The organism is Agromyces solani (genome assembly GCF_058349925.1).
Genome location: NZ_JBYRER010000004.1, coordinates 382,058 through 395,096 on the forward strand (window position 1 = coordinate 382,058; position 13,039 = coordinate 395,096).

The following is a 13,039-nucleotide window of genomic DNA, read 5'->3' on the forward strand; positions in this document are numbered from 1 at the left end:
GCATTCGCACGCTGGTAGGTAATCGCGATGATCGATCGGTAGCGCGGCCCGCCCGGTCACCCAGCGGTCGACGCCCGCACGACGAGCTCGGGCTGGAAGACCACCTGTTCGGGCTCGAACCCGTCGTCGGCGTCGGCCTCGCGCAGCAGCAGGTCGACCGCGGTGTGGCCGATGAGGGCGGCGGGCTGCCGGATCGAGGAGAGCGGCACGACCGCGGCGGCCGCGAAGTCGATGTCGTCGTAGCCGATCAGCGCGATGTCGCCCGGAACGCTCACGTCGCCCCGCATCACGAGCGCCTGCAGCACGCCCATCGCGAGCAGGTCGTTCGCGGCGAACACCGCGTCGGGCCGCTCGGCGGCCGAGCGGCCGCGCAGCACCTCGCCGGCCGCGCGCCCCTGCAGCACGGTGAGGTTCTCGGTCGCGACGACCTCGAGCGAGGCATCCGGCACCTCGGCGATCGCACGCCGGGCGCCCTCGAGCCGGTCGGCGACCTGGCGGATCGGCTCGGGCCCGCCCACGAACGCGATGCGGCGCCGGCCGAGGCCGAGCAGGTGCTCGGCGGCGAGCCGTCCGCCGGCGACGTCGTCGACCGCGACCGACGAGAAGGTGAGGTCGTGCGCCTGCCGGTCGACGAGCACGACCGGGGTGCCGCGATCGCGCAGGCGCTGCAGCCGGGGCAGGTCGTCGGCGAGCGGCGAGATGAGCACCCCGTGCACGCGCTGCTCCTCGAACAGGTCGACGTACACGCGCTCGCGCTCGATGCTCTCGTCGCTCGTGCCGAGCAGCACCGTGAGGCCGGCGTCGGCGGCGCGGGTCTCTGCGCCGCGGGCGACCTCGGTGAAGAACGGGTTGCGCACGTCGAGCACGACGAAGCCGATCGAGCGGCTCCGGCCGGCGCGCAACTGGCGGGCGGCGTCGTTGCGCACGAAGCCGAGCTCCTCGATCGCCGCGAGCACGCGTTCGACCGTGGCCGGCGCGACCTTGTCGGGCCGGTTGAGCACGTTCGAGACGGTACCGACCGACACCGACGCGGCGGCCGCGACCTCACGAACACTCACCGCCATCTGCTGCCCCTTCGTTTCGCCGCAACCTGATCGTTCTCGGAACCGATTCGATCGTTGCGCATCCGATGCTTCGCCATGTGCAGCACGCGCCTGATTGACTCAGGCGCTGACTTGACCGTCTCACGGACGGGCCTCTAGGGTATCTTCAACTCTACGTTGAAACGATTCATCTTTGTGCCGGAGTGCGCGAGACTCGCGTCGGTGAGCAAGGCCCCGCAACGCGTACCGCCTATGCGGGCGGTGACTCCGCCGACTCGATGAGCGTGGCAAAGCCTTCCCGACGAGCCGCTAGAGCGGCATCCGACCACCCTCACGAAAGCAGGACCACAGTGAGCATCCTCACCGACGACATCCAGGCGCAGCTGGCCGCGCAGGCCATCGAGCTGCCGAGCTGGGCGTTCGGCAACTCGGGCACGCGCTTCAAGGTGTTCGCGACGCCCGGCACGCCGCGCGACCCCTTCGAGAAAATCGCGGATGCCGCGCAGGTGCACCGGTACACGGCGATCGCGCCGACCGTGGCGCTGCACATCCCGTGGGACCGGGTCGACGACTACGAGGCGCTCAAGCGGCACGCCGAAGACCACGGCGTCGCCCTCGGCACGATCAACTCGAACACCTTCCAGGACGACGACTACAAGTTCGGCGCCCTCACCCACGAAGACGCCGCCGTGCGTCGCAAGGCGATCGACCACCACTTCGAGTGCATCGACATCATGCACGCGACGGGCAGCCGCGACCTGAAGATCTGGCTCGCCGAGGGTTCGAACTACCCGGGCCAGGCCGACCTGCGCGGCCGGCAGAACCGCCTGCACGAGTCGCTCGCCACGATCTACGAGCGCCTCGGCGACGAGCAGCGTCTGGTGCTCGAGTACAAGTTCTTCGAGCCGGCGTTCTACCACACCGACGTTCCCGACTGGGGTACTTCGTACGCGCAGGTGGCCGCGCTCGGCGAGAAGGCGATGGTCTGCCTCGACACCGGCCACCACGCGCCCGGCACGAACATCGAGTTCATCGTCATGCAGCTGCTGCGCCTCGGCAAGCTCGGCTCGTTCGACTTCAACTCGCGGTTCTACGCCGACGACGACCTCATCGTGGGCGCTGCCGACCCGTTCCAGCTGTTCCGCATCATCTTCGAGGTGATCCGCGGCGGCGGCTTCAACCACCCCGAGGTCGCGTTCATGCTCGACCAGTGCCACAACGTCGAGGACAAGGTGCCCGGCCAGATCCGCAGCGTGCTCAACGTGCAGGAGATGACGGCCCGCGCGCTCCTCGTCGACACCGAGGCGCTGCGCGCCGCGCAGGTGTCGGGCGACGTGCTCGAGGCGAACCGCATCTTCATGGACGCGTTCTACACCGACGTGCGCCCGGCGCTCGCCGAGTGGCGCGAGTCGCGGGGCCTCCCCGCCGACCCGATGGCCGCGTTCGCCGAATCGGGCTACCTGCAGCAGATCGCCGCCGACCGCGTCGGCGGCGTGCAGGCCGGTTGGGGGGCGTGACCATGACGAACCCGGCAGCAGCAGAGCTCATCGCGCGGTCGAACCGCCTCGGCGCCGACCCGAAGAACACGAACTACGCCGGCGGCAACACGTCCGCCAAGGGCACCGAGACCGACCCGGTGACGGGCGAGCCCGTCGAGCTGTTGTGGGTGAAGGGCTCGGGCGGCGACCTCGGCACCCTCACCGAGCAGGGCCTCGCAGTGCTGCGGCTCGACCGGCTGCGGGCGCTCACGGGCGTCTACCCGGGGGTCGACCGCGAAGACGAGATGGTGGCGGCGTTCGACTACTGCCTGCACGGCAAGGGCGGCGCGGCCCCCTCGATCGACACGGCCATGCACGGCCTCGTCGACGCGGCCCACGTCGACCACCTGCACCCCGACTCGGGCATCGCGATCGCGACCGCGGCCGACGGCGAGGCGCTGACGAGCCGCGTCTTCGGCGACAAGGTCGGGTGGGTGCCGTGGCGCCGCCCCGGCTTCCAGCTCGGGCTCGACATCGCCGAGATCAAGGCCGCGAACCCGCAGGCGGTCGGCTGCATCCTCGGCGGCCACGGCATCACGGCGTGGGGCGACACCTCGGATGCGGCGGAGCGGAACTCGCTCTGGATCATCGACACCGCCGCGGCCTACCTCGCCGAGCACGGCTCGGCCGAGCCGTTCGGCGGCGTGCGCCCCGGCTACGAGGCATTGCCCGAGGCCGAGCGCCGCGAGCGCGCCGCCCTCCTCGCGCCGACGATCCGCGGCATCGCGTCGCACGACAGGCCGATGGTCGGCCACTTCTCCGACACCGAGGTCGTGCTCGACTTCCTCGCGAGCGAGAAGGCCCCTGCGCTCGCGGCGCTCGGCACGAGCTGCCCCGACCACTTCCTGCGCACGAAGGTGAAGCCGCTCATCCTCGACCTGCCCGCGACGGCGACGGCCGACGAGCAGATCGACCGCCTGCACGAGCTGCACGAGGCGTACCGCGCCGACTACCGGGCGTACTACGACGCCCACGCCACCGCCGAGTCGCCCGCGATGCGCGGCGCCGACCCGCTCATCGTGCTCGTGCCCGGCATCGGCATGTTCTCGTACGGGGCGAACAAGCAGACCGCACGCGTCGCGGGCGAGTTCTACGTCAACGCGATCAACGTCATGCACGGCGCCGAGTCGGTCTCGACGTACTCCCCCATCTCCGACGCCGAGAAGTTCCGCATCGAGTACTGGGCCCTCGAAGAGGCGAAGCTCCAGCGCATGCCCAAGCCCAAGACCCACCAGGGCCGCATCGCGTTCGTCACGGGCGCCGCGAGCGGCATCGGCAAGGCCATCGCCACACGCCTCGCCGCCGAGGGAGCGTGCGTCGTCGTCGCCGACCTCGACCTCGAAAAGGCGCAGGCCGCCGCCGCCGAGCTCGGCTCGACCGACGTCGCGATCGGCGTCGCCGCGAACGTCGCCGACGCCGCGGCCGTGCAGGCCGCGCTCGACGAGGCGGTGCTCGCGTTCGGCGGCGTCGACCTCGTCGTCAACAACGCCGGCCTCTCGCTGTCGAAGCCCCTCCTCGAGACCACCGAGGCCGACTGGAACCTGCAGCACGACGTCATGGCGAAGGGCTCGTTCCTCGTGTCCAAGGCCGCCGCCCGCGTGCTCATCGACCAGAAGCTCGGCGGCGACATCATCTACATCTCCTCGAAGAACTCCGTCTTCGCCGGCCCCAACAACATCGCCTACTCGGCGACGAAGTCCGACCAGGCCCACCAGGTGCGACTCCTCGCGGTCGAGCTCGGCGAGCACGGCGTGCGCGTCAACGGCATCAACCCCGACGGCGTCGTGCGCGGCTCGGGCATCTTCGCCTCGGGCTGGGGCGCGAACCGCGCCGCGACCTACGGGGTGAAAGAGGAGGACCTCGGCCAGTTCTACGCGAACCGCACCATCCTCAAGCGCGAGGTCGTGCCCGAGAACGTCGCCGACGCCGTGTACGTGCTCACCGGCCCAGAGCTCAGCCGCACCACGGGCCTGCACATCCCCGTCGACTCCGGCGTCGCCGCCGCATTCCTGCGATGACGACCGGCGGCCGAGGCGCGGTCGCCGCAGTCGACCTGGGTGCGACGAGCGGCCGGGTCGTTATCGGCTACGTCGACCAGGCGGCGGGGCGACTCGACCTCGAGCAGGTCGCCCGCTTTCCGAACGGGCCCGTGCGACTCGCGTCGGGACTGCACTGGGACGTCACGGGCCTCTATCGAGACCTCTCGCAGGGCATCGCCGAGGCATTCCGCCGCGAGCCCGCGATCACCTCGATCGGCGTCGACTCGTGGGCGGTCGACTACGGTCTGCTGCGCCACGGGCGGCTGCTCGGCGAGCCGTTCCACTACCGCGACGAGCGCACTGCGACCGCCGTCGGCGACGTGCACGCCCTCGTGCCGTTCGCGGAGCTGTACCGCCGCAACGGTCTGCAGTTCCTGCCATTCAACACCGTGTACCAGCTCGCGGCCGAACGGGCTGGCGGCTGGCTCGGCCTCGCCGACGAGCTGCTCCTCATTCCCGACCTCGTCGCCTACCAGCTCACGGGCGCGGCGGTCGCCGAGCGCACGAACGCGTCGACCACTGGCCTCGTCAGCGTCACAACCGGCGAGTGGGACGTCGAACTCGTCGCGCGGCTCGGGCTCGAGGCATCCCTGCTGCCCGCGCTCGTGTCGCCGGGTACCGTCGTCGGACCGCTGCGGGCGACCGTCGCAACCGAGCTCGGCGCGCCCGACGGCGTCGACGTCATTGCCGTCGGCTCCCACGACACCGCCTCGGCCGTCGTCGCCGTGCCGATGCGAGCCGAGTCGGCCGCCTACATCTCGTGCGGCACGTGGGGACTCGTCGGCGTCGAGCTCGAACGGCCCGTCACGAGTGACGCGGCCCGCGCCGCGAACTTCACGAACGAAGGCGGTGTCGACGGGCGGGTGCGGTTCCTGCACAACGTCATGGGGCTCTGGCTGCTCAGCGAGTCGGTGCGCTGGTGGGAACGCGACGGTTCGACCGTGGTGCTCTCCGAACTGCTGGATGCCGCGGCCGCCGTCGACCGACCGGTCGCGCTGTTCGACGCGAACGACCCTCGCTTCGTGGCGCCCGGCGACCTGCCGGGGCGCATCGTCGAGTGGTGCGCGGAGAACGGCGTCGCACCGCCGCGGACCCGCGCCGAGTTCGCCCGCTCGATCATCGAAAGCCTCGCCCAGGCCTTCGCCGACGCCGTGCGGCAGGCGTCGATCCTGTCGGACGTCGATGTGTCCACGATCCACATCGTCGGGGGCGGCGCCCTCAACGAGCTGCTCTGCCGGCGGACCGCCGACCGAGCGGGCATCCCGGTGCTGGCCGGCCCCGTCGAGGCGACCGCGATCGGCAACGTGCTCGTTCAGGCGCGCGCGCAGGGGTTCGCCACCGGCGACCTCGAATCGCTTCGCGCACTCGTGCGGCGGGCGTCCGAGCCGGTGCGCTACCTTCCGACGACGGAATAGGCGCAGCCTCTGGACCTCCGAGCATCGACGTGCGCGCCATCGAACTGCCGAGCCTGGTCGACCGTCTAAGACCTGTCGCCCATCGCGCCGGAGGGGAACCCTCTCCATATATGGCGACAAGCCCGGCTTCCCGCACGTGACGGCGCCTCGGCATAAACTTCCTAACCTGTGATCGACGACGCCATCCTCGCTTCTGAGCCCGACTGCCCGAACTGCGGCACTCGTCGCGTGTCGTCGAGACTCGGACTGTTCGTATGCGGGAACTGCAAGGTGGACACTTGGAGGTTCCGATTTGTCGAGAGCGGACAGTACCGTCGCGACCGCGCGGCGCCGGGCGCTGCCCTTTATCCGGCCACTTGGGGCACGTTGTGGTGCCCGATGTAGGCCGCGCAGCGTTCGGCAGCATCCTCGCCCGAGGTGAGAGCTCCGTCCATCCAGCCGGCCCATCTGCGAGAGAGATCGCCTCCAGCGAAGAAACAGGGGCCCGACTCTGCGGCGAGTTCGTAGAGTCCGGTGGCCTGTCCAGGCGCCGGCGCGCACCATGTTCCGCGGATCAGCGGATCGTTGACCCAGTCGTGGTAGAGCGTCTCTTCGCCGAACGTCACTTCGGGGTGTCGGCGCTGCATCACCTCGAGTGCACGATCGGCCGCACCGCTCGTGTCGCCCCCCGTGACGAGTTGGAAGGCGCCGATCTGCTGACCATCCGGAACCGAACGACCGTAGGATTCGGGAACATCGGGCCATCCGAAGGACCAGTAGGGGTCAGGGAGATCGGTCGTTCGAAGCCAAACCTTGACGACGGCGCCGGAGTGCCCGGTCGCGATGACCTCGCGCTCGGCAGCGCTGAGCGGCACCTCGAGGTCGATCCCGCGGAGGGCATTGACCGGCACGGCGACGATCACCGCCCGGGCTGTCATCGCACCCTCTGATGTGAAGACCCGGACGGGCGACGGCCCGTCAACTGTGCTGATCCGGTTGACCGTCGTCCCGAGCCGGAGCCTCTCGCCCAGTTCCTCCGCGATCGACTCCGCGATCTTCATGGTGCCCCCCTTCACGCGAGCGGTCTCACTGGTGAAGGCCTCCTCGCATGATCCGAAGGCCGCGAACTCGTGGAGCGCGTACATGGCGCTGTAGGAGGCTTCATCCGCGCCGAACAGGGCGAAGCAATGCCGCAGGAAGTGCGCCCGGACCGTCGCATCGGGGGTGAACCGGTCCAGGTAGTCGGTCATTGGGATGTCGAAATCAGCTGCGACCTCGTGCCAACGGGGATCGTCGGCGTCGATGCGGGCGACGTCCGCGTCGATCGAAAGGCAGAGATCGCGAAAGCCCTCTTCGGCTTCTCCGGTCATGCCGCTCGCTCGACGCTCGACCACGTCGCCGATCGCCCAGTAGGGCGATGCCGGCGACTCCGGCGCATCCAGCTCAAGTCCGTACCTGTCGAGCTCGCGGACGACGGCATCGTGATACGCCGACTCGACCCACTCCGCCCCGAGGTCCAACGTCAGGCCGTCCTTCGCTTGGCTGAACGTGCGTCCGCCGACGTGGCCTTTGGCCTCGAGCACGCACACATCCAGATTGGCGGCAACACACGTGCGCGCAGCTGCCAGTCCGGCCAGGCCGCCACCCACGATGACCACGTCGTAATCGGACACTGACATCCGCTCTTCCTTCCACCTGTTTGATCGCGTTCGAACTTGAAATGCGAGAGTTTGCTGAGTATTCAGTCACTGCCGGTTGAGCCGCGGAGCTTCGTGCTCACGTTCACGGCCCTGCTCCACGGGATGTCGACGCAAATGGCGTTGCAGGACCCCGAGTTCTCTCTCTCTCCCCCCCCCCCCCCCGCGCGAAGTGCGGCTGAACTGGCGATGACGTACGCCGAGAAGGAGCTCGGCTGGTTACTGTCCACCGGGTAGGAGAACGCGGCAGGGTCGAGTGAGTCAGGTCAGGCGTCACCACTCTCGTAGTAGACGAACTGTTTCATGAGACGCTCTTCGACGCGATATTCACCAGACCAGCCGGGCTCGATCGTGAACGCATCGCCAGGTCCGAAGCTGCGAACTTCGCCGTCGGTACCGGTGAGCGTGACCCGACCCTCGATTACGCGGGTGTACTCGTATCCCCCGTACGAATCGACGTGCTCACTGTATGGCTCCGCCGACCAGATGCCGACAACGAAACGGTCGTCAGCGCTGACCAGATGCGAAAGCTCGCACTCGTGCGGATCACCGGTGCGCAACGCTTCTGGCGTCACATAAGAGCTCGCGATCATGCTGGGACCTGCGATGTCGGACGCGGGCAGAGGCCGGATCTTGCTGTTCATCGGCTCTGTTTCCCTTCGCTCCCCTGCAGGACGGCGGCGGCTGCGGCTCGACCGGTGCGAACCGCGCCCTCCATGTAGCCGCACACCCACTGGTCCGACCCGCACACGTAGAACGGCGGCTCGTGGGAGCCGTGGAGCGGCCCGACAGCCATGACGTCGCCGGGCCGCCAACCGGTGGCGTATCCCTGCGTCCACCGGTCGGTCGCCCAGTTGCGTAGGTAGAACTGGGAGTACTCGCCGGCCTGCTTGCCGAGGACCGTGATGAGCTCGTCGGTGAGTTCCGCTTGTCGGCGGTGTAGAGGCGTGGCGAAGTACTCGGCGAGACTCGACGGAGGCAGGAGGCCTGACAGGACGCCGTCGCTTTGCGCCCAAGTTCCTCCGAGAAGCGTCTGCTCCATGTAGCTGGTTCCGTTGCGCCCATCGTTCTCCCAGATGGAGTCCGGGTAGACAGCTGCGACTTTGACCGTGAGCGCGTTCCGTTGGGCGTGCAACGATGCCATTCGTGCGGCGCTCACACCTTCGACACAGACATCGCGAAGTGGTCCGACGGGCAGCGCCGAGACGATCGCTGCAGCGCCTAGGATCTCACCCGTCGCCAGGCGCACCGTGCTCTTCCGTCCATCGATCTGTACCTGCTCGACGGGGCTGCTGTAACGGATGCGCTCACCGAGTTCATCAGCCATTCGAAGCGCCACGGTTGCGGAGCCCTCGAGCACCCGCTCGTTCTCCCAAGCGTCATAGTTGTAGAAGCCGTCCGCTCCAGCAGCTGACTCCTTGCGGAGGTACGCGAGCAGCGAAGAACGCTCGATCGACGAGTCGGCAAGTGCCTTGGCCGAGAGTTCGAGCGCGCGGAGAACCGACGGCGACCCTCCCTCGCCACGGACCCATTCGGCGATGGAGAGGTCATCCAGTCGCTCGGCGTCGGGGTGCGACCACGGGTCGTCCGGATTCACCGTCGCGGCCAGGGCCGAGAACTGCTTCTCGATCGTGTCGTAGACGCGACGGTCGCCACTGCTCATCCACGGCAGGTCGTCGCCGAGGAACGAGCCGTCGGCGAGGCTCCAGCTGGTCTCGCCGCTGCTGGCCACGAAAGTCGGGACGAGCGTCAGCCCGAGCTCTCGGACCAACTCCTTGTATGCGGTGTGGAAGCTGCCGATGATCTCGCCGCCGAGTTGAACGAGCCGGCCGTCGGGCGTGTTGGCCTGCTCGACGCGCCCTCCCGCTCGTGCTCGAGCCTCGACGACGATCACATCCACTCCTGCCGCGGCAAGGTCTCGCGCGGCGCTGAGTCCGGCCAGGCCGGCGCCGAGCACGATGACGTCGTGTTTCTCCATGTGTTGATAGCTCCTTCGGAAGGTGTGGTTCTAGCTGCGGGGTGCGAGCGTGTACTTGGTTTGGAGATACTCGTGGATCCCTTCGGCGCCGCCCTCGCGTCCGAGTCCAGACCTCTTCCAGCCGCCGAACGGTGCGGCCGCATTGGAGACGACGCCCATGTTCAGGCCCATCATTCCGGTCTGAAGACGCTCGATCATCCGCTGGCCCCGGGCGAGGTTCTCGGTGTACACGTACGACACGAGGCCGTAGTCGGTGTCGTTCGCGATGCGCACGGCGTCCTGTTCGTCGTCGAAGGCGATGATCGCGAGGACTGGTCCGAAGATCTCCTCGTGCAGGATCTCCGACCCCGGCTGCACGTCCTTTACGACGGTCGGTTCGTAGAAGGCACCGCGGCGGTCCCCCGCCCTCCTGCCACCGGTGGTCACGATGGCGCCACGGGCGACCGCGTCCTGCACCAGGCGATCCGCTTTCGTAACCGCAGCTTCGTTGATGAGGGGGCCGATCGCCACGCCCTCCTCGGTTCCGCGGCCGAGGCGGAGTCCGCTCACCCGGTCGGTCGTCCGTTCGGCGAACTCGTCGGCGAGGGATCGTTGCACGATGAACCGGTTCGCCGCCGTACAGGCCTGACCGGTGTTGCGGAACTTCGCCGCGATCGCCCCCTCGACCGCCTTGTCGAGATCGGCGTCACCGAAGACGACGAACGGCGCGTTTCCGCCCAGTTCCATCGATGTGCGCAGCACGCCGTGCGCGGCGTGCCGAAGGAGGCGCTGACCGACGTGCGTCGACCCGGTGAATGAGAGCTTCCGGAGCCGCGGATCACGGATGATCGGCTCCGAGACGTCCGCGGACATCGATGTGGTGATCACGTTGACGACACCGCCCGGCACGCCGGCGTCCTGCAGCAGCTGCGCGAAGGCGAGCATCGTCAGCGGGGTGAGCTCGGCCGGCTTGATTACCACGGTGCAACCGGCGGCAAGCGCCGGTGCGATCTTGCGGGTCGCCATCGCCAGAGGGAAGTTCCAAGGGGTGATCAGGAAGCACGGACCCACCGGGTGCTGCGAGACGATCACGCGGCCAGTTCCCTCGGGATTCTCACCGTACCGACCCTGAATCCGCACGGCTTCCTCGCTGAACCAGCGGAGAAACTCGGCCCCGTAGTCGACTTCGTTGCGCGCCTCAGGAAGCGGCTTTCCCATCTCGATCGTCAGCAACAGTGCGAAGTCTTCCTTGCGCTCCTGCAGCAGGTCGAACGCCCGCCGCAGGATCTCCGCCCGCTGCCGCGGCGGCCTCGCCGCCCAAGCGGGGAAGGCCTGATTCGCTGCGTCGAGCGCGGCCAGTCCATCCTGGGACGAGGCGTTCGCGACCTCCTTGACGGGTTCACCGGTCGCAGGATCGGAAACCGTCATCGTGACGCCGCCGGTCGCCCTACGCCAGCATCCGTCGATGAACAGGCCGTCGGGGACGGACGCCAGCAGCTCGTGCTCACGGTTCGTGACCGTCGGGTCTGGGAGCGCGCTCATGAGTTGATCACGGTGTACGCCTTGGTGATGGTCTCGTGGACGACCCAACGGCCCCTCCAGCCGGGCTGCATGAGCACGGTGACGCCGGGGCCGAGATCGAGCGCGACACCGCCCTCGTCGATGAGCCGACCAGTCCCGGATAGGACGTGGATGTACTCCAGGTAGCCCGCATGATCGGTGACGAATTCGCCAGGAGTGACACGCCACAGTCCGAGCTGGTGAGTGGAAGCGTCCTCGATGACGAACGTGGACGCCGTCGGCGTGCCCTTCAGGACTCGGTCGGCGGCAATCGCAACGTCGTCCGGCCAGTCGATGGCCGAGTGCTCGAATCGGGTAGCGACGAATCCAGTCATGCTGCGACGTTCCCTTCGGCGGCGAGGAGCGCTGCGGCGGCCCGGTCGCCGCTGCGAAGTGCGCCTTCCATGAGACCGGTGAACTCGGGGTCGATGTACTCCCCCGCGAAGTAGAGCCGCCCATGCGGGGCAGCAAGTGCCTCCGCGTCCGCGGTCGTGAAACGCGGGCTGTGCGCCGTGTACGCACCTCGGGCGAGCGGATCGAACGGCCAAGCGGAGAGCACGGCGCGCCCGGGGGCGATCGGCAAGTCGGCGCGAAGCGCACGGACCGCCCGCTCCCAGTCGCGTTCACCTCGGTCGATGCGGAGATCGAGAAGGTGACCGATCTCCCCGCCGAAGCAGTTGAGCACGGGAGCGACCCCGACGTCCAGCGCGTTCGCGGTCCAAGTCCAGAATCTCCCCGTAACGCTCATCACCGCGCTGGTCGCGGGGGCCTCGTCGAGAGCGAGGTGGAGTTTCGCAGCGTTGCCCTGGACGACCCGGGACATCGCGTCACGCTTCCATCGCGGGATCTCGAGGCTCACGGAAGCGGGGTCGGTGAGCACGCCGAACGGCAGCGCCACCACGGCGAAGTCGAAGGACTCGTCATCGTGGCCGACGGTGATCCTGACCCGGTCGCCGTGCTGCTCGACGTGGTCGACTCTGGAACTCAGTCGGACGCGGCCGTCCAGCGCGACCGCCATTGCATCGGGAAGGCTCTGGTTGCCCCCGCCGATGCGCCAACTCGGCTGGGGCTCGAACGAGGCGACGTGTTCGAGAGTTTCTTCAGCCGTCACCTGGTCGATACGGACTGCCGTCGACATCTCGATTCTCGCCTCGAGCGCTTCGCGGGTAGGCCCTTCGACGCCGATGGCGTCGAGGACATCCGCGACCGACCGCTCGTCGGGGCCGTCCGCGGCGGCTTCGGCGGCGGCCCTCCCGAGCGCCGCCATCGCTGCGGTGGTGACCTCGGGACGGTCGGCCGGTGTCCGGACGTAGTAGCTCATCCCCGTCTCGACGAGCTCAAGACGGTGTTCTTCGCAGTAGCTGCGAAGGGTTGAATAACCGTCGAGCACGAATTCCGCTCCGCGCTCGATGACGTGGTATCCGCCGGCCGCGGTGATGGTCTCCGACCATACGCGCCCTCCGACACGATCGCGTGCTTCGAATATGGTCACATCGTGGCCGGCCCGGGCCAGTTGGGTCGCAGCGGCGAGGCCTGCGAGGCCTGCACCGAGCACTGCGGTGCGCGTCATTCTTCTCTCCTTCGATGTCCTGGCAGTCGCGGACGTACGGACCTGCGACTGGTAATCGGTTGCCGTTCGGTGCGGTGCGTGCCGGTCAGCCGCCGCTCATGGTGCGGGCGATGTCGGCGGCCGAGTCGCCGGCGCGGCGCAGCACGTAGGCGACGAGGCCGAGGGCGATGAGCGTGAGCACGAGCATGATCGTCGAGACGGCGGCGATCTCGGGTCGCAGGCCGCTGCGCAGGGCGCTCAG

9 protein-coding genes and 1 pseudogene are annotated in these 13,039 nt (G+C 68.5%); 3 read left to right on the top strand and 7 right to left on the bottom strand.

Features of this window, described 5'->3' with window-relative positions; translation table 11 throughout:
* Positions 1-56: 56 nt before the first annotated feature.
* Positions 57-1,064 (bottom strand): LacI family DNA-binding transcriptional regulator, encoded by a 1,008-nt coding sequence (locus AC3RJ7_RS18475; RefSeq protein ID WP_491457309.1) that lies wholly within the window; start codon positions 1,062-1,064, stop codon positions 57-59.
* A 329-nt stretch (positions 1,065-1,393) separates the two neighbouring features.
* On the opposite strand from AC3RJ7_RS18475, the gene rhaI reads away from it, so the two are divergent.
* From rhaI to AC3RJ7_RS18490, 3 genes are read left to right on the top strand one after another with little or no spacing between them, the layout of a single operon-like run.
* On the top strand, positions 1,394-2,560 hold the full coding sequence (gene rhaI / locus AC3RJ7_RS18480) for an L-rhamnose isomerase (RefSeq protein ID WP_491457310.1): 1,167 nt from the start codon (positions 1,394-1,396) through the stop codon (positions 2,558-2,560).
* Between the two features lie 2 nt (positions 2,561-2,562).
* Positions 2,563-4,599 carry a bifunctional aldolase/short-chain dehydrogenase gene (locus AC3RJ7_RS18485; protein WP_491457311.1) on the top strand — a complete coding sequence of 679 codons (2,037 nt, stop codon included), beginning with the start codon at positions 2,563-2,565 and terminating at the stop codon, positions 4,597-4,599.
* Positions 4,596-6,035 (top strand): rhamnulokinase, encoded by a 1,440-nt coding sequence (locus AC3RJ7_RS18490; protein WP_491457312.1) that lies wholly within the window; start codon positions 4,596-4,598, stop codon positions 6,033-6,035. Before AC3RJ7_RS18485 ends, AC3RJ7_RS18490 begins: the two co-directional genes overlap by 4 nt.
* Positions 6,036-6,379: 344 nt before the next feature.
* On the opposite strand, the gene AC3RJ7_RS18495 is transcribed toward AC3RJ7_RS18490, so the two are convergent.
* The 6 genes and pseudogenes from AC3RJ7_RS18495 to AC3RJ7_RS18520 form a co-directional block, all read right to left on the bottom strand.
* Positions 6,380-7,693, bottom strand: a complete 1,314-nt coding sequence (locus AC3RJ7_RS18495) for a flavin monoamine oxidase family protein (RefSeq protein ID WP_491457313.1) — start codon at positions 7,691-7,693, stop codon at positions 6,380-6,382.
* Positions 7,694-7,977: 284 nt separating this feature from the next.
* Positions 7,978-8,355, bottom strand: coding sequence for a cupin domain-containing protein (locus AC3RJ7_RS18500; RefSeq protein WP_491457314.1), 378 nt, complete (start codon positions 8,353-8,355; stop codon positions 7,978-7,980).
* Positions 8,352-9,689, bottom strand: a complete 1,338-nt coding sequence (locus AC3RJ7_RS18505) for a flavin monoamine oxidase family protein (protein ID WP_491457315.1) — start codon at positions 9,687-9,689, stop codon at positions 8,352-8,354. The genes AC3RJ7_RS18500 and AC3RJ7_RS18505 overlap by 4 nt, the downstream gene beginning before the upstream one ends.
* 30 nt (positions 9,690-9,719) lie before the next feature.
* Positions 9,720-11,210 carry an NAD-dependent succinate-semialdehyde dehydrogenase gene (locus tag AC3RJ7_RS18510; RefSeq protein WP_491457316.1) on the bottom strand — a complete coding sequence of 497 codons (1,491 nt, stop codon included), beginning with the start codon at positions 11,208-11,210 and terminating at the stop codon, positions 9,720-9,722.
* Positions 11,207-11,563 carry a cupin domain-containing protein gene (locus tag AC3RJ7_RS18515; RefSeq protein WP_244853999.1) on the bottom strand — a complete coding sequence of 119 codons (357 nt, stop codon included), beginning with the start codon at positions 11,561-11,563 and terminating at the stop codon, positions 11,207-11,209. The genes AC3RJ7_RS18510 and AC3RJ7_RS18515 overlap by 4 nt, the downstream gene beginning before the upstream one ends.
* Positions 11,560-12,831, bottom strand: a pseudogene (locus tag AC3RJ7_RS18520) (flavin monoamine oxidase family protein); the annotation flags it as partial. The gene AC3RJ7_RS18515 and the pseudogene AC3RJ7_RS18520, both read right to left, overlap by 4 nt.
* Between the last annotated feature and the right edge of the window lie 208 nt (positions 12,832-13,039).

Excerpts from the sequence above, each read along its gene's own strand:
- AC3RJ7_RS18475 (WP_491457309.1), bottom strand. The coding sequence starts at position 1,064 with ATGGCGGTGAGTGTTCGTGAGGTCGCGGCCGCCGCGTCGGTGTCGGTC.
- AC3RJ7_RS18485 (WP_491457311.1), top strand. The coding sequence starts at position 2,563 with ATGACGAACCCGGCAGCAGCAGAGCTCATCGCGCGGTCGAACCGCCTC.
- AC3RJ7_RS18490 (WP_491457312.1), top strand. The coding sequence starts at position 4,596 with ATGACGACCGGCGGCCGAGGCGCGGTCGCCGCAGTCGACCTGGGTGCG.
- AC3RJ7_RS18495 (WP_491457313.1), bottom strand. The coding sequence starts at position 7,693 with ATGTCAGTGTCCGATTACGACGTGGTCATCGTGGGTGGCGGCCTGGCC.
- AC3RJ7_RS18500 (WP_491457314.1), bottom strand. The coding sequence starts at position 8,355 with ATGAACAGCAAGATCCGGCCTCTGCCCGCGTCCGACATCGCAGGTCCC.
- AC3RJ7_RS18505 (WP_491457315.1), bottom strand. The coding sequence starts at position 9,689 with ATGGAGAAACACGACGTCATCGTGCTCGGCGCCGGCCTGGCCGGACTC.
- AC3RJ7_RS18510 (WP_491457316.1), bottom strand. The coding sequence starts at position 11,210 with ATGAGCGCGCTCCCAGACCCGACGGTCACGAACCGTGAGCACGAGCTG.
- AC3RJ7_RS18515 (WP_244853999.1), bottom strand. The coding sequence starts at position 11,563 with ATGACTGGATTCGTCGCTACCCGATTCGAGCACTCGGCCATCGACTGG.